Source organism: Streptosporangium sp. OZ121, from assembly GCF_051918885.1.
Taxonomy (GTDB): Bacteria; Actinomycetota; Actinomycetes; order Streptosporangiales; family Streptosporangiaceae; genus Streptosporangium.
Map to the genome: position 1 here is coordinate 127,642 of NZ_JBPXMC010000013.1, position 14,653 is coordinate 142,294.

Annotated in this window: 14 protein-coding genes; 7 read left to right on the plus strand and 7 right to left on the minus strand. The window is 69.9% G+C overall.

Translation table 11 applies throughout. The features are described 5' to 3' along the window. Positions 1 to 45: 45 nt before the first annotated feature. A complete protein-coding gene (gene miaA / locus ACTOQ1_RS23435) occupies positions 46 to 951 on the minus strand; it encodes a tRNA (adenosine(37)-N6)-dimethylallyltransferase MiaA (protein WP_440070153.1) in 906 nt (301 codons plus the stop codon). Positions 952 to 1,024: 73 nt separating this feature from the next. Between miaA and ACTOQ1_RS23440 the strand changes: the two genes are divergently transcribed. After that, the gene (locus ACTOQ1_RS23440; protein ID WP_440070154.1) at positions 1,025 to 1,378 is read left to right on the plus strand and encodes an antitoxin; all 354 of its coding nucleotides are present in this window, start codon (positions 1,025 to 1,027) and stop codon (positions 1,376 to 1,378) included. 43 nt (positions 1,379 to 1,421) lie between these two features. Here the strand turns inward: ACTOQ1_RS23440 and ACTOQ1_RS23445 are convergent, their stop codons facing one another. The 4 genes from ACTOQ1_RS23445 to miaB form a co-directional block, all read right to left on the minus strand. Next, a complete protein-coding gene (locus ACTOQ1_RS23445) occupies positions 1,422 to 1,949 on the minus strand; it encodes a methylated-DNA--[protein]-cysteine S-methyltransferase (protein WP_440070155.1) in 528 nt (175 codons plus the stop codon). Positions 1,950 to 2,034: 85 nt separating this feature from the next. After that, positions 2,035 to 2,703, minus strand: coding sequence for a hypothetical protein (locus ACTOQ1_RS23450; protein WP_440070156.1), 669 nt, complete (start codon positions 2,701 to 2,703; stop codon positions 2,035 to 2,037). A 287-nt stretch (positions 2,704 to 2,990) separates the two neighbouring features. Continuing rightward, positions 2,991 to 3,512 (minus strand): hypothetical protein, encoded by a 522-nt coding sequence (locus tag ACTOQ1_RS23455; RefSeq protein WP_440070157.1) that lies wholly within the window; start codon positions 3,510 to 3,512, stop codon positions 2,991 to 2,993. A gap of 331 nt (positions 3,513 to 3,843) precedes the next feature. Beyond that, positions 3,844 to 5,337, minus strand: coding sequence for a tRNA (N6-isopentenyl adenosine(37)-C2)-methylthiotransferase MiaB (gene miaB / locus ACTOQ1_RS23460; protein ID WP_440070158.1), 1,494 nt, complete (start codon positions 5,335 to 5,337; stop codon positions 3,844 to 3,846). 172 nt (positions 5,338 to 5,509) lie between these two features. Here miaB and ACTOQ1_RS23465 point away from each other — a divergent pair, with 172 nt between their 5' ends. From ACTOQ1_RS23465 to ACTOQ1_RS23490, 6 genes are all read left to right on the plus strand, one after another. Continuing rightward, positions 5,510 to 6,184: a Uma2 family endonuclease gene (locus ACTOQ1_RS23465; RefSeq protein ID WP_440070217.1), complete on the plus strand. Its 675-nt coding sequence runs from the start codon at positions 5,510 to 5,512 to the stop codon at positions 6,182 to 6,184. Between the two features lie 83 nt (positions 6,185 to 6,267). Next, positions 6,268 to 7,023, plus strand: coding sequence for an amino acid ABC transporter ATP-binding protein (locus ACTOQ1_RS23470; protein ID WP_362677441.1), 756 nt, complete (start codon positions 6,268 to 6,270; stop codon positions 7,021 to 7,023). A gap of 50 nt (positions 7,024 to 7,073) precedes the next feature. Beyond that, positions 7,074 to 7,895: a glutamate ABC transporter substrate-binding protein gene (locus tag ACTOQ1_RS23475; protein WP_440070159.1), complete on the plus strand. Its 822-nt coding sequence runs from the start codon at positions 7,074 to 7,076 to the stop codon at positions 7,893 to 7,895. Between the two features lie 60 nt (positions 7,896 to 7,955). Then, the gene (locus ACTOQ1_RS23480; protein WP_440070160.1) at positions 7,956 to 8,624 is read left to right on the plus strand and encodes an amino acid ABC transporter permease; all 669 of its coding nucleotides are present in this window, start codon (positions 7,956 to 7,958) and stop codon (positions 8,622 to 8,624) included. Beyond that, positions 8,621 to 9,571: an amino acid ABC transporter permease gene (locus tag ACTOQ1_RS23485; protein WP_440070161.1), complete on the plus strand. Its 951-nt coding sequence runs from the start codon at positions 8,621 to 8,623 to the stop codon at positions 9,569 to 9,571. Before ACTOQ1_RS23480 ends, ACTOQ1_RS23485 begins: the two co-directional genes overlap by 4 nt. A gap of 226 nt (positions 9,572 to 9,797) precedes the next feature. Next, complete coding sequence (locus ACTOQ1_RS23490; protein ID WP_440070162.1) at positions 9,798 to 11,675, plus strand: S9 family peptidase; 1,878 nt, start codon at positions 9,798 to 9,800, stop codon at positions 11,673 to 11,675. Between the two features lie 152 nt (positions 11,676 to 11,827). On the opposite strand, the gene rny is transcribed toward ACTOQ1_RS23490, so the two are convergent. Both rny and recX read right to left on the minus strand, forming a co-directional pair. After that, positions 11,828 to 13,402 (minus strand): ribonuclease Y, encoded by a 1,575-nt coding sequence (gene rny / locus ACTOQ1_RS23495; protein ID WP_440070163.1) that lies wholly within the window; start codon positions 13,400 to 13,402, stop codon positions 11,828 to 11,830. A gap of 326 nt (positions 13,403 to 13,728) precedes the next feature. Next, positions 13,729 to 14,649: a recombination regulator RecX gene (recX, locus tag ACTOQ1_RS23500; RefSeq protein WP_440070164.1), complete on the minus strand. Its 921-nt coding sequence runs from the start codon at positions 14,647 to 14,649 to the stop codon at positions 13,729 to 13,731. Between the last annotated feature and the right edge of the window lie 4 nt (positions 14,650 to 14,653).

Here is a 14,653-nt window from a genome sequence, read left to right on the forward strand (position 1 = left end):
CGCCCCCGCCGCCCCGCCCCGGCCGGTCTCCGGTCCGGGGAGCGGTCAACCGCGGATCGCGGCGAGCGCGCGGCCCAGGAGGTCCGGTTCCCGCTGGGGCAGCCAGATCACGCGGGGATCGCGGCGGAACCACGACTCCTGGCGGCGGACGAACCTGCGCGTCGCCCGTACCGTCTCCTGCTTCGCCTCCTCCTCGGTGCACTCACCGCCGAGGAAGCTCAGCACCTGCGCGTACCCGAGGGCGCGGCTGGCCGTACGGCCTCCGGCGAGCCCGCGCGCTGCCAGTTCCCTGACCTCGTCCACCAGCCCGGCCCGCCACATGTGCTCGACCCGTGCCTCGACCCGGGCGTCCAGCACCTCCCTGGGCACCTCCACCCCCAGTTGGACGCTGTCGTAGACGGCGTCGTACGACGGCATCGTGGCCGAGAACGGCCGGCCGGAGATCTCGATGACCTCCAGGGCCCGGACGATCCTGCGCCCGTTGCCCGGGAGGATGGTCTCGGCGGCCTTCGGGTCGCGCTCGCGGAGCCGCTCGTACAGCGGGCCGGGGCCGCGCAGGTCGAGTTCGGCCTCCAGCCGGGCACGGACCTCCGGGTCGGTGCCGGGGAACTCCAGGTCGTCCAGGGCGGCCCGCACGTACAGCCCGGATCCGCCCACCAGGATCGGCACGATCCCCCTGGCCCGCAGGCCGTCGATGATCGGCCGGGCCAGCGACTGGTACTCGGCCACGCTGGCCGCCCTGGTCACGTCCCAGATGTCCAGCAGGTGGTGAGGCACCCCCCTGCGCTCCGCCACGGAGAGTTTCGCCGTCCCGATGTCCATTCCTTGGTAAAGCTGCATGGAGTCGGTGTTGATCACCTCGCCCCCCAGTTCGAGGGCGAGATCCACGGCCAGGTCGGACTTTCCGGCCGCGGTCGGGCCGACGACGGCGATGACGGGTAGCTGAGGCACGGGGTAAGTCTGCCAACTCCCCGGGTATGGATGAGAAACGATGCGTCCTCGCATCGGAATTGGGGGATTCACCATGTCGATCCTCGACAAGGTCAAGCACATGCTGGGCGGCGGCGCCAAGACCGAAGAACTCGCCAAACAGGGCATCGACAAGGCGGAACGGATCGCCAAGGCGAAGCTGGGCGGAAAACACGCCCGGCGCATCGACACCGCCGCGCAGAAGGCCAGGGAGATGGCCGACAAGATCAACGAACCGGACACCAGACCACCGGGCACGACACCCGAGCCCGGGCGGGACGACAGCGCGTCCGGTCCCGGCCGGCCCGGCACCACGCCCGCGCCCGGCCGCGCCACGCCCACCGGGCGGGACGACGGCGCGTCCGGTCCCGGCCAGCCCGGCACCACGCCGCCGCCCTACGGGCCGTAGGCGGTCGGCGAGGCCGATCACAGTTCCCGGCCCCGGTCCCCGGTCAGTCCCAGTCGAGCATCGGCTGCAGGTAGCCCTCCAGGGTGAGCAGCCAGCGCTTCGACTCCACGCCGTCGCCTCCGCTGAACCCGCCGAGCCCGTTCCCGGCGACCACCCGGTGGCACGGCACGATGACGGGGACCGGGTTGGCTCCCATGATCGACCCGATGGCCCGCGCCGGCACACCCGTCCCGCTGCGGGCCGCCAGCTCCCCGTAGGTCACCACCTTGCCGTACGGGACCGTCTCGTAGAGCGTGCCGAGCACCCTGCGCTGCACCGGCGAGGTCAGCCGCCAGTCCACCGGAACCCCGAAGACCTTCAGCCTGCCCGCGTAGTAGTCGCCCAGCTCGCCGAGCACGGCCGCCGTCATGCCGGGGTCGTCCGCCTCCTCCAGCCCCAGCCGTTCGAGCAGGCGGGCCCTGAACCGGGACGGCTCCTCCCAGCCCACACTCGCCACACCGTCCTCGGTCACGGCGACGGCCATGTCCCCCAGCGGTGTCGGAACGCTCCCGAACGCCACGCTCCCCGCCATCGGCCTCGTGTCCCCTTCGCGAACTCGTCGTCCCCGGTGCCCCGGGCACCGTCCTCTCCCGCCACCGTAACCACTGCGGGCGGGATCACTCCGTCCAGCGGGCGGCGAAGTAGCCGACGCCGTAGGGCGCGTCGTCGTAGAGGATCTCACCGCGCAGGGCGCTCCCGCACCCGCCGAGGACCTGCAGGGCCGCGCGACCCGCGACCCACAGCTCGGCGGCCTCGCCGGGGTCGAGCGCCGGGACCTCGCCACGGGCGAGCGCCTCGACGATCGTCCTGTCGTACGGTTTCGCGCGAGGGTCCAGGTATCCGGGGGACTTCTCGGTGAGGCGGGCCGAGCCGTCGGCCATGACGAGCATCGCCACGCGACCGGCCGTGGCCGCCAGCCGCTCCCCCAGGGCCGCGCACTCCCCAGGAGTCGCGTCGAAGGAGATCGCGTGGAATCCCGAGGCCGTCAGGTGCTCTCCTTCGAGGAGCCGGCGGCCGATCGTCAGGGACAGCGGCAGGACGGGCTCCCCCTGGCCGCTCCGGACGTCGACGCCCCAGGGCGCGAGGCTCCCGGCGGCGTCCGCGCCGTACGCCGCGGTCCGGTCCGCGCCTCCCACCACCACGATCTCGTCGGCACCGGCGTCGCGCAACGCCCCGACCGCGGCCGCGCAGGCCGCCCTGAGGTCGTCGAGCTCCGCGGCCGCGGTCCCGGCCAGCTCGGGGACCAGCAGCGGGGGATGCGGGCACACGGCCGCGGCGACAAGCACCTCGCCAGACTAACGGAGCCCTGCCGTCGGAGCCCTCTCCGGGAAGCCGGCGGAGCCCTCTCCGGGAACCGCCCCGCCATCTCGCCGCCCCGCCATCTCACGGCTCACGGCTCGCGGCTCACGGCTCGCGGCTCGCGGCTCGCGGCTCGCGGCTCGCGGCGAGAACGGCCGTGCGGGACAGCGGCTTGCGGGCTACCGGAACGCGGCGGGGCACGGTGATCCGCTCACCGTGCCCCGCGCGCCGGACGTGTCCGGCGGACCGGAGACGTGCGGCTTTCCGATCTCGGTCAGTAGCCGCCGACGGGCCCCTGGGGATGTACGTAGCCGGCGGGGTCGTCGGTGCCGGAGTCCTGCGGCTGCTGACTGCTCTGCGGCTGCTTCGACGGTTTGTCCTTCGAGGGCTTCCCTGCGGCCGACTCGGCTCCGGGCTCGCTCTCGTCCGCCCCGCCGGTGCCGGTGCCGGTGCCGGAGTCGGTGCCGCCGCCTCCGGTGGACGTGTCATCGGCTCCGGAGGCGGCGTCCGCCCCCTTCTCCGGCTTCTGCTTCGTGGCCTGCGGCGGGCTCTGGTCCGGCGCGGGCTCCTGGGCGCTGTCCGGCGCCGGCGGCACCCGGGGGTCGTCGCCCCCGGCGTTCATGAAGGCGAAGACGGCGCCCCCGGCCAGGAGGGCGGCGGCGAGGACGGAGAAGACGGCTATGGCCAGGCCGTTCATCCGCTGGGGCTTGCGCTTGCGAGGCTTCTTGGGCCCGTCGGCGGGGCCGACGAGGATCTCTGGTTCTCCGGGACTGCCCGGGGATGGAGGGACGTGCATGAGGAAGAACTCCCTGCGGCTCTCGGGGGGAAACCTCCACGGCTTCCGAGGGTGCCGAACCACAGTAGTCACAGTGGGGAAATGCTCGCACATCAATCACGGGCGAATCACGAAATATCATTCTTCGGGGAAGCCGCGGCGGCCCCGTGCGCATACCCCCTGGCAGGGACGGCGGTGGCGCCGGAATCGCCGCCGCCACCGGGGATTCCAAGGATTCGATCATGGGCCCGCGCCACGCCGGGGAGCGCCTTCGGAAAAGACGCCGGAAGACCTCACCCGAAGGAAAAAATCGGGAGAGGTACTTCCGGTGCGGCATCCGAAGGACGGAACCTCAGGAGACGGAGCAGCCCGAGGTCTCCGGGAGCGGGGCGGGACGGCCGATCGAGGGCATGCCCAGCATGACCCCGGAACCGGCTCCGGCCGGGGCGCCCTGGCGGGCCTCCCAGGCGTCGCCCGCGCGGGTACGGCGGAGCCTCAGCGCGGGGCCGTCGGCGACCAGGTGGTGCGGTGCCGCGTACGTGACCTCGGCACTCACCACGTCACCCGGACGCGGGGTCTCGGCACCGGGGGTGAAGTGCACCAGGCGGTTGTCGGGGGCCCGCCCCGACATGCGGTGGGTCGCCTCGTCCTTGCGGCCCTCGCCCTCGGCGACCAGCACCTCGAGCGTCCGGCCGACCTGCTTCTTGTTCTCCGCCCAGGAGATCTCGGTCTGCAGGGCGACGAGCCGCTCGTAGCGCTCCTGCACGACCTCCTTGGGAACCTGGTGCTCCATGGTGGCGGCGGGCGTGCCGGGCCGGATGGAGTACTGGAACGTGAAGGCGTTGGCGAACCGCGACTCGCGCACCACGTCGAGGGTGGCCTGGAAGTCCTCCTCGGTCTCGCCGGGGAAGCCCACGATGATGTCGGTGGAGATCGCCGCGTCGGGCATGGCCGCGCGGACCCGCTCGATGATGCCCAGGTAGCGCTCGGCCCGGTAGGAGCGGCGCATGGCCTTGAGGACCCGGTCCGAGCCCGACTGCAGCGGCATGTGGAGCTGGTGCATCACGTTGGGCGTCTCGGCCATCGCCGCGATGACGTCGTCGGTGAACGCCGCCGGGTGCGGGCTGGTGAAGCGGACCCGCTCCAGGCCCTCGACGTCGCCGCAGGCCCGCAGCAGCTTGCCGAAGGCCAGCCGGTCGCCGAACTCCACGCCGTACGTGTTGACGTTCTGGCCGAGGAGGGTGATCTCCAGCACACCCTGGTCGACCAGGGTGCGCACCTCGTTGAGAACGTCGCCGGGGCGGCGGTCCTTCTCCTTGCCGCGCAGGGCGGGCACGATGCAGAACGTGCAGGTGTTGTTGCACCCCACGGAGACCGACACCCAGGCGGCGTAGGCGGACTCGCGCTTGGTCGGCAGCGTGCTCGGGAAGGTCTCCAGGGACTCCTTGATCTCGACCTGGGCCTCCTGCTGGACGCGCGCCCGCTCCAGCAGCACCGGCAGCGAGCCGATGTTGTGGGTGCCGAACACCACGTCCACCCAGGGCGCCCTGCGGACGATCTCTCCCTGGTCCTTCTGCGCCAGGCAGCCGCCCACGGCGATCTGCATGCCGGGGTTGCCCACCTTCGAGGGGCGCAGGTGGCCGAGGTTGCCGTAGAGCTTGTTGTCGGCGTTCTCCCGTACGGCACAGGTGTTGAACACGACCACGTCGGCCGTCTCCCCCTGGGCGGCCGGGACGTATCCGGCGTCCTCCAGGAGGCCCGACAGGCGCTCGGAGTCGTGCACGTTCATCTGGCACCCATAGGTACGGACCTCGTACGTGCGGGCGCTCTCCACGGTGGCAGTCATCTCACGACAAGGGTAGGCGCTCCGCCGAACCTTCAGGTACGCCCTCGACCCTTCGAACTCCGGGTAATCGATCGGTCACCCAATGTCAATTCTCTCGCTAAGGTGGGGCTCCAAAGCCGCATGCGAGAATTAGGACTCGACCGACAGCTGAGAGTGGTGAGCCACGGTGGCGATGCTCGTGCAGACCTCGGAGGCCCCGGTGAAGGCCAAGAAGCCCGTAAAGAAGCCGCGCAAGAAGCCGCAGAACACCGCGGTCCCGGCGGCGGGCTTCTGGGAGACACCCGGCGAACTCGGCATCGACGAATGGTTCGAGCTCAACTCCCGCGATGACGGCGGCCGCTACGAGCTCATCGACGGGAGCCTGATCGTGTCTCCTGCCCCATCCGCCCAGCATCAGTGGATCGGCGACCGGCTCCGCCGGTTCCTGGAGGACTCCGCCCCCGAGGAGTTGATGGTCGTCACCGGCACCGGGCTCCTCCTGGACTCCCGGCCGGGCGTCATTCCGGACGTCATGGTCGTGGAACGGAAACCGATCCGCGACGGCGCCCAGGTCGTCGACCCGGAATGGGCCCACCTCGTCGTGGAGATCGTCTCCAGGTCCACCACGGCCGTGGATCGGATCATCAAGCCGGTGAAGTACGCGGAGGCCGGGATCCCTCACTTCTGGCGCGTCGAGATGAAACCCTTCCGGGGGCAGGGATCCGACGAGCTTCCGGTGATTTTCACGTACGCTCTCGACGAGAACGACGACTACCAGCTCGTCCACCGCGTCGCCACCGGAACGACCGTGAACCTGACGGAACCGTTCGCGTTCAGGGTTGACCCCGAGGCCCTGAGCAGGATTTGATGATCAAGGTGTGAGCAGGCCGTGATCTGATCGGTACCGCAGGGTTAGCCTCAGGTGCCCTTTACAGAATTACGTTGTCCACCATGACGGAGAACGGGGACAAGACTCCTCTGGTCGTGCTCGAAGGTGTCAACAAGCACTTCGGCAGCCTGCACGTCCTTCGGGACATCAATCTGACGATCTCCCGCGGCGAGGTCCTCGTCGTCATCGGCCCGTCGGGCGGCGGCAAGTCGACCCTCTGCCGGACGATCAACCGGCTGGAGGCGATCGACGAGGGAACCATCACCTTCGACGGGCAGCCGCTCGCGGCCGAGGGCAAGACCCTGGCCAAGCTCAGGTCCGAGGTCGGGATGGTGTTCCAGTCCTTCAACCTGTTCGCGCACAAGACGATCCTCGAGAACGTCACCCTCGGGCCGATCAAGGTTCGTGGCATCGCGAAGGCCGAAGCGGAGCGGCGGGGCATGGAGTTGCTGGAGCGGGTCGGCATCGGCGCCCAGGCGTCGAAGTACCCCGCGCAGCTCTCGGGAGGCCAGCAGCAGCGCGTGGCGATCGCCCGCGCCCTGGCCATGGACCCCAAGATGATCCTGTTCGACGAGCCCACCTCGGCGCTCGACCCGGAGATGGTCCAGGAGGTGCTCGACGTCATGATCGGCCTCGCCCAGGAGGGCATGACGATGATGGTCGTCACCCACGAGATGGGCTTCGCCCGCCGCGCGGCGAACCGCGTGGTGTTCATGGCCGAGGGCCAGATCGTGGAGGAGAACACCCCCGAGGAGTTCTTCACCAACGCCAGGACCGGCCGGGCCAAGGACTTCCTCTCCAAGATCCTCACTCACTGACGGCTCTGCTCATCCCTGATATGTCCCTGATGAAAGACGAGGTAGCAAGAATGCGTGTACGTCGTATTGGAGCCGTGGTGATCGCAGCCGCGGCGGCGATGGCCGGTCTGACCGCGTGCGGCGACGACGCCGGCGGCGGAAGCGACAAGTTCGTCGTGGGCATCAAGGTCGACCAGCCCGGTCTCGGGCAGAAGCAGCCCGACGGCTCCTTCAAGGGATTCGACGTCGACGTTGCCCGGTATGTCGCCAAGGAGCTCGGCTACACGGACGACAAGATTGAGTTCAAGGAGGCCATCTCGGCCAACCGCGAATCTTTCATCCAGCAGGGCCAGGTCAACGCCGTGATCGCGACCTACTCGATCACCGACGACCGCAAGAAGAAGGTCTCCTTCGCCGGCCCGTACCTGGTCACCGGCCAGGACATCCTGACCCGGGCGGACGACACCACGATCAACAGCGTCGAGGACCTCAAGACCAAGAAGGTCTGCGGCGCCCAGGGCTCCTCCTCCCCCGCCCGCCTGGTCGAGAAGTTCGGCGACGAGTGGAAGAGCGGCTTCCTCACCGAGCAGCAGGGCTACGGCGCCTGCCTGCCTCTGCTGGAGAACAAGCAGGTCGACGCGATCTCCACCGACGCGACGATCCTGGCCGGCTTCGCCACCCAGTCCCCCGGCAAGTTCCGCCTCGTCGGCCAGCCCTTCTCCGAGGAGAAGTACGGCATCGGCCTGAAGCTGGAGGACAAGGAGACCCGCGACAAGGTGAACGCGGCCGTCGAGAAGATGTTCACGGACGGCAGCTGGAAGAAGGCCATCGACGCCAACTTCGGCGAGTTCGGGAAGTTCTTCACCACCCCGCCGGCTGTCGAGCGCTACTGATTCGGTCACACCTCGGCCGGGGCGTACGGACGCCCCGGCCTGTGACCTCTGGAGGGATGAGTGCAGGCACTCTTCGATGAATTCCCGATCATTCTGGACGCTTTCTGGTTGACCATCCGGCTCACCCTCGCCAGTGGGCTGGTGGCGCTCGTGCTCGGGACGATCCTCGCGGGCATGCGGGTCAGCCCGCTGCCGGTCCTGCGCGGGATCGGCACGACGTATGTGAACGTCCTGCGGAACACCCCGCTGACCCTGGTGATCGTGTTCTGCGGGCTGGGCCTCGGCCTGGTCCTGGACGTCTCGTTCTCAGAAAGCCTGTCCGTCAACTACCTGTGGCTCTCCATCATCGGCCTGTCCGCCTACACGGCGGCGTTCGTCTGCGAGGCGATCCGGGCCGGGATCAACACGGTCCCGGTCGGCCAGGCGGAGGCGGCCCGCGCCATCGGGCTCACGTTCGGCCAGAACCTGAGGCTGATCGTGCTGCCCCAGGCGTTCCGCGCGGTGATCGCCCCGCTGGGCAGCATCCTGATCGCGTTGACCAAGAACACCACGATCGCCGCGGCCATCGGGGTGGGTGAGGCGTCCCTGACCATGAAGACGCTGTTCGAGGCGCACGGCGACGCGGTCATCCAGATCTTCGCCGGGTTCGCGCTGGGCTTTTTGATCCTGACCCTGCCGACCGGACTGCTGTTCGGCTGGCTGGCCAAGCGCCTGGCGGTGGTCCGATGACCGCGGTCACCACCGAGCGGCCCCCGGCGCGCAAGCGGCGCGTCGAGAGTTCCGACCGCGTCAGCGTCCTGTACGACATTCCCGGCCCCAAGGCCCGGATACGCAACAACGTGCTCACCGTGCTGGTCATCCTCGCCGTGCTGTTCGCGGTGTACGTGATGGTGACCAAGCTCGGCGAGAAGAACCAGCTCAGCGCCGAGTTGTGGACGCCGTTCCTGCGCGGCGACGTGTGGATCAACCTGATCCTGCCCGGCCTGGTCAACACGCTCAGCGCCGCCGCGGTGGCCGCGTTGATCGCGGTGCCGTTCGGGTTCGTCTTCGGCATCGGCCGGCTCTCGGCGAACGCCTGGATCCGCCGCGCCTCGGGTGCGGTCGTCGAGTTCTTCCGGGCGATCCCGCTGCTGATCATGATCTTCGCGGTGATGTTCGGCGGGAGCGCGGTCTTCGGGCTCACCGTGACGCCCTTCTGGGCGGTGGTGATCGGCCTGGTCCTGTACAACGGCTCGGTGCTGGCGGAGATCGTACGGGCGGGCATCCTGTCCATCCCCCGGGGGCAGAGCGAGGCCGCGCTCGCGGTCGGCCTGCGTCCGGGCCAGGTGATGCGGATGATCCTGCTGCCGCAGGCGGTCACGGTCATGATGCCGGCGATCGTGGCGCAGCTGGTGGTGCTCCTGAAGGACACCGCCCTGGGCTTCATCGTGTCGTTCGAGGACCTGCTGAACGCGGGGGCGCGCGTGCTGCCCTCCAACTTCAACAACATCATTCCCGCCGTGATCGTCATCGCGATCATCTACATCATCATCAACGTGATGGTGGGCGCCGTCGCCACCTGGCTGGAGAGGCGGAGCCGTCGCAGCAGGAAGACCGCGGCCAAGCCGATCGCCCGGCCCGACTCGCCGACGGCGGTCGAGGGCGGCCTCGGAACCCCCACCACCCCCGCACCGTAGAAGCACGGCAGCCGAAGGGCGGTCACCGGATCCGGTGGCCGCCCTTCCGCGTGCCAGTCGGGTGAGAAAACATCCGCAGGTCGGCTTATGGCGGAGACCGGACCAACGGCTCTCACCTCATCATTCCCCCCGATCTCACGGCTCGCGCGGTTCACCGGCGGCATATCTCGGGTGACGCGAGCGTGATACCGGCGACACGCGGCGGGTTATCGGGCAGGATTGCGCCATGTCCCCCGAGCAGGTCGTCCTGCCGTACGCCACCTGGCCGTCGCCGGTCTCCACCTCCGACGTGGCCCGTTCCGGGCTGCGCCTCGGATACCCGACGGTGCTCGGCGAGGAGGTCTGGTGGACCGAGGACCGTCCCGCCGAGGGCGGGCGGACCACCATCGTGCACCGCGGCGCCGACGGCGCCCAGCGCGAGTTGCTGAGCGCACCGTGGAGCGCCAGGACCAGGGTCCACGAGTACGGCGGGCGGTCGTACGCGGTGGTGCCCGGCGAGGGCGTGGTGTTCGCCAACTTCGTCGACCAGCGTCTCTACCTGCTGCCCACCGGTGGTGAGCCCAGGCCGCTCACACCGGAGCCCGAGGAGCCGGCGGCCCTGCGCTACGCGGACCTCATCCTTCACGACGGGCAGATCTGGTGCGTCAGGGAGCGCCACGACGGCGGCCGGGTGAGCCGGTCGATCGTGTCCATCCCGCTGTCCGGCGAGGGCGAGCCGCGCGAGCGGGCCGGAGGGCACGACTTCTACGCCTCCCCCACCGTCTCCCCCGACGGCGAGCACCTGGCCTTCGTCTGCTGGGACCACCCCCGGATGCCGTGGAACGGCACCGAGCTGTGGATCTCCAGGCTCGCCGACGGCACGTCCTGGAAGGTCAAGGGCGGCATCTCGGAATCGGTGCTCGCCCCGCGGTGGCGTGACGAGCAGCACCTGTACCTGGTCTCCGACTGGTCGGGCTGGTGGAACCTCTACCTGGTCGGGATACACGGCGCCTCGGCGAAGGCGCTCCACCCGGCGGAGCAGGAGTTCGCGGGGCCGCTGTGGCAGCTCGGCGCGGTGCCGTACGCGCCGATGGACGACGGGAGCCTCGCGGTCCTGCACGGGCGGGGCGACCTGCGGCTGGGGGTTCTCGACCCGGACAGTGGCGTACTGAGCGACCTGGACGTGCCCTACGACGGCTGGGAGGTGGTGCTGGCCACCGACGGGCGTGCCGTGGTCGGGATCGGGTACGGCCCGGCGCTGCCCCGGTCGATCGTCCGGGTCGACACCGTGACCGGGCGGGTGGAGGAGCTCCGCCGGGACGTCAACGAGCTGCCCGACCCCGGCTACCTGCCGCGCGCCAGGCCCGTGGAGTTCGAGAGCCGGTTCGGGCGCGAGGTCCACGCGTTCCTCTACCCCCCGTCCAACCCCGTGGCGCGCGGCGAGGGCCCCGCGCCGTACGTCGTGTTCGTGCACGGCGGGCCGACCGGGAACAGCGTCGGCGCGCTCGATCTGGAGAAGACGTTCCTCACCAGCAGGGGCATCGGCGTGCTCGACGTCAACTACGGCGGCTCCACCGGCTACGGCCGCGTCTACCGCGAGCGGCTGCGCGGTCAGTGGGGCGTGGTCGACGTCGAGGACGCGATCGCCGCGGCCGAGTGGCTGGCCGCGGAGGGGCTGGGCGACCCGGCGCGGATCGCGATCCGGGGCGGTAGCGCGGGCGGCTGGACGGTCATGGCGGCCTGCTGCGCGTCCGACGCGTTCGCCGGAGGCGTCTCCTACTACGGCGTGAGCGGGCTCGCCAACTTCAGCGCGACCACCCACGACTTCGAGTCGCGCTACGTCGAGTGGCTGATCGGCCCGGAGGACCCCGCCCTGTACGCCTCGCGCGAACCCGTCGGCCGGGTGGCCGGGGTGAGCTGCCCCATGCTGCTCCTCCAGGGCCTGTCCGACCCGGTGGTCCCTCCGGCGCAGTCACAGGCCTTCGCCGACGCGCTCGCCGAACGCGGCGTTCCCTGCACCTACCTCACGTTCGAGGGGGAGGCCCACGGCTTCCGCCGCGCCGAGACCCGTAGCGCGGCCCTGGCCACCGAGCTCGCCTTCTACCAGCAGATCTTCCATTCCTGAGCGAGAGGCCAGGTGGACCGGCGGGTTGCCGGGCGGGTCGGCGAACCGGGCGAATCGGCGTGCTCCCCGGTTCGGCGGATTCCGCGGGGTCGGCGGGTTGGGCTGGTTCGGCGCGCACAGCGGGGTCGGCGGATTGGGCCCGTTGGGCGGGATCAGCGGGCGAACTCGGTGGCCCGCGATTCGCGGACGACCGTGATGCGGATCTGGCCGGGGTAGGTGAGCTCCTCCTCGACCTGTTTGGCGACGTCGCGGGCGATCACCTGGGCCTGGATGTCGTCGACCGCGTCTGGCTTCACCATGACCCTGATCTCCCGGCCCGCCTGCATGGCGAAGACCTTCTCGACGCCCTCGTAGGAGGTGGCGATCTCCTCAAGGCGCTCCAGCCGCTTGACGTAGGCCTCCAGCGACTCGCGGCGGGCGCCGGGACGGCTGCCGCTGATCGCGTCGGCGGCCTGGGTGAGGACGGCCTCGACGGTCTTGACCTCGACCTCGTTGTGATGGGCCTCGATGGCGTGGACGACGTCCTCGTGCTCGCCGTATCGTCTGGCGATCTCGGCGCCGATGAGCGCGTGGCTGCCCTCGACCTCGTGGGTGAGGGCCTTGCCGATGTCGTGCAGGAGCGTGCAGCGCTTGAGCAGCGTCGTGTCGAGTCGCAGCTCGGCCGCCATGATGCCGGCGATGTGGGCCGACTCGATGAGGTGGCCCAGCACGTTCTGGCCGTAGGAGGTGCGGTAACGGAGCTGGCCGAGGAGGGTGACGAGCTCGGGATGCATGTCGGTGATGCCGAGTTCCACCAGGGCGTCCTCGCCCGCACGCACGCACAGCTCCTGGACCTCGGCCTTGCTGCGATCGTGGGCCTCCTCGATGCGCTGCGGATGGATGCGGCCGTCGAGGACGAGCTTCTCCAGGGTGAGCCGCGCGGTCTCGCGGCGGACCGGGTCGAAACACGACAACAACACGGCTTCCGGCGTGTCATCGATGATCAGGTTGACGCCGGTGGTCGACTCGAAGGCCCGGATGTTGCGGCCCTCGCGGCCGATGATGCGCCCCTTCATCTCGTCACCGGGAAGATGCAGGACGCTCACCACGGACTCGGCGGTCTGCTCGGTGGCGACCCGCTGGACCGCCAACGTGACGATTTTGGTGGCGCGCTTCTCGCCCTCCTTGCGTGCCTCTCCCTCGATCTCCCTGATGATCAGAGCGGCCTCGCGCTTCGCCTGGTTCTCGATCTCCCTGACCAGCTCGGCCCTGGCCTGGTCGCTGGTGAACCCGGACACCCGTTCCAGGATGGTCTTGCGCTCCTCGGCGACCCGTTCGAGATCCTCGCGGCGGTCGGCCAGCTCGGTCTCCGTCTCGGCGAGCTTGCGGGCCCGGTCGGCCTGGCGCCTGGCCTCCTCGTCGAGACGCTGCTCGCGCTCCGCGAGCCGGTTCTCCCTGCGTTCGAGGTCGGACCGGAGCTCCTTGAGCTCGTACTTCAGGATCTTGCCCTCGGCCTCGGCCTCCTTGCGCATCTCGGCCGCCGCCTCGATCGCCGCCTCCGACTTGCGCAGCAGCTCTCCGGCGTCGTCCTGGGCCTTCGCCCGGATGTCGGCGGCCTCGCGTCTGGCCTCCTCCAGGTGGGCCTGAACCTCGGCCTCCTGCTCAGGCGTGGGACCCTTCGGGCCCCCGGCTCCGCCGACACGACGCAGCAACACGACCAGCACGGCTGTCATCACGGCGAGAGCCATAACCGCCACTGTCAACATGACGACCACGACCGGATCCATGCGCGCCTCACCTTCCTCGCGTCGCAAATATCAGGCACACGAGGGGTCACACGCACGGCACGGAAAGCTCAAGAGACGGCACCGTCGGGACAGAAGTGAACCCAGAGGGGATCACCCACCGGCTGTTCCCGCCGGTCCGTCGTCCCGTCCTCATCCGCCAAGCCTGCTTGTCCGTATTACACCGCTATGACAATCCGCACTGCGCGGAGTAACTCCTCACTGTCGTTGAGATTAAGCGTCAGAGAGGTAACGAGCAAGCAAAGACCCGCTGTCAAAGCTGCTTTGGACTAGTCGAGTGGATAGCCCTGATCCTCCGCGAATGGCGATGTTTCCGCCCCTTCGTCCTCCAGCACTTCACGGATCACGCGAAATGCCAGGCCGGGGCCGTATCCCTTGCGGGCGAGCATGCCGGCAAGCCTGCGGGTCCTGACCGCGGGCTCCAGACCCCGGGTCGAGGAGAGTTTGCGCCGCACGAGGCGACGAGCGGTCTCCGCCTCCTCCTCGGGATCGAGCCGATCCACCGCTTCCTTCACGGTCTCCTCGTCCACCCCTCGGTGGCGGAGCTCCGAGGCGAGGGCCTTTCTGGCGAGACCCCGCCCGGCGTGACGCGAGCTCACCCATGCCGCGGCGAACGCCTCGTCGTCGATGAGCCCGACCTCGGAGAAGCGCTCCAGCACGGCGTCCGCCGCCTCCTGGGGCACCTCGCGCTTGCGCAGCGCCTCCGCGAGCTGGGCCCGGGTGCGCGGCGCCATGGTCAGCAGCCGCAGGCAGATGCCCCGGGCAACCGCCTGCGGATCGGATCCGGCCTCCCGGCTCGCCCGAGACCCCTCGGCCGACCCGTCGGACCCGTCACGTCCACCGGACCCGTCACGCCCACCGAACCTGCCGCGTCCGCCGGACCTGCCGGATCTGTCAATTCCGTCAGGTCCGCCAAGTCCGTCGAATCCGTCGGATCGGTCGGAGAGAAAGCCCGGGGCAGCGCTCCCGGACCGCCGCCCACGCCGTGAGGCACGCTTCTTCCGGCCTCGCGGCCCGTCACTCGCCGGGTCCGCGGCTTCCTCGCGAAAGCCTCCCTCCGCGACGGACGAACCGTGGTCATGGTCGCGCCCGCGCCGGCTCGGTGAACCCGCCCGAGGTTCGTCGGGCCAGGCTCCCCAGTCTCTCGGCCCGGCCTCGCCGGCCGGACCGGAGTCAGGTCCCGTGGTCATCGAT

What these genes read in the sequence shown, in the direction of transcription:
- ACTOQ1_RS23440 (WP_440070154.1), top strand. Translation starts at nt 1,025, where the DNA reads ATGTCGATCCTCGACAAGGTCAAGCACATGCTGGGCGGCGGCGCCAAG.
- ACTOQ1_RS23445 (WP_440070155.1), bottom strand. Translation starts at nt 1,949, where the DNA reads ATGGCGGGGAGCGTGGCGTTCGGGAGCGTTCCGACACCGCTGGGGGAC.
- ACTOQ1_RS23455 (WP_440070157.1), bottom strand. Translation starts at nt 3,512, where the DNA reads ATGCACGTCCCTCCATCCCCGGGCAGTCCCGGAGAACCAGAGATCCTC.
- miaB (WP_440070158.1), bottom strand. Translation starts at nt 5,337, where the DNA reads ATGACTGCCACCGTGGAGAGCGCCCGCACGTACGAGGTCCGTACCTAT.
- ACTOQ1_RS23465 (WP_440070217.1), top strand. Translation starts at nt 5,510, where the DNA reads ATGCTCGTGCAGACCTCGGAGGCCCCGGTGAAGGCCAAGAAGCCCGTA.
- ACTOQ1_RS23470 (WP_362677441.1), top strand. Translation starts at nt 6,268, where the DNA reads ATGACGGAGAACGGGGACAAGACTCCTCTGGTCGTGCTCGAAGGTGTC.
- ACTOQ1_RS23475 (WP_440070159.1), top strand. Translation starts at nt 7,074, where the DNA reads ATGCGTGTACGTCGTATTGGAGCCGTGGTGATCGCAGCCGCGGCGGCG.
- ACTOQ1_RS23485 (WP_440070161.1), top strand. Translation starts at nt 8,621, where the DNA reads ATGACCGCGGTCACCACCGAGCGGCCCCCGGCGCGCAAGCGGCGCGTC.
- ACTOQ1_RS23490 (WP_440070162.1), top strand. Translation starts at nt 9,798, where the DNA reads ATGTCCCCCGAGCAGGTCGTCCTGCCGTACGCCACCTGGCCGTCGCCG.
- rny (WP_440070163.1), bottom strand. Translation starts at nt 13,402, where the DNA reads ATGGCTCTCGCCGTGATGACAGCCGTGCTGGTCGTGTTGCTGCGTCGT.
- recX (WP_440070164.1), bottom strand. Translation starts at nt 14,649, where the DNA reads ATGACCACGGGACCTGACTCCGGTCCGGCCGGCGAGGCCGGGCCGAGA.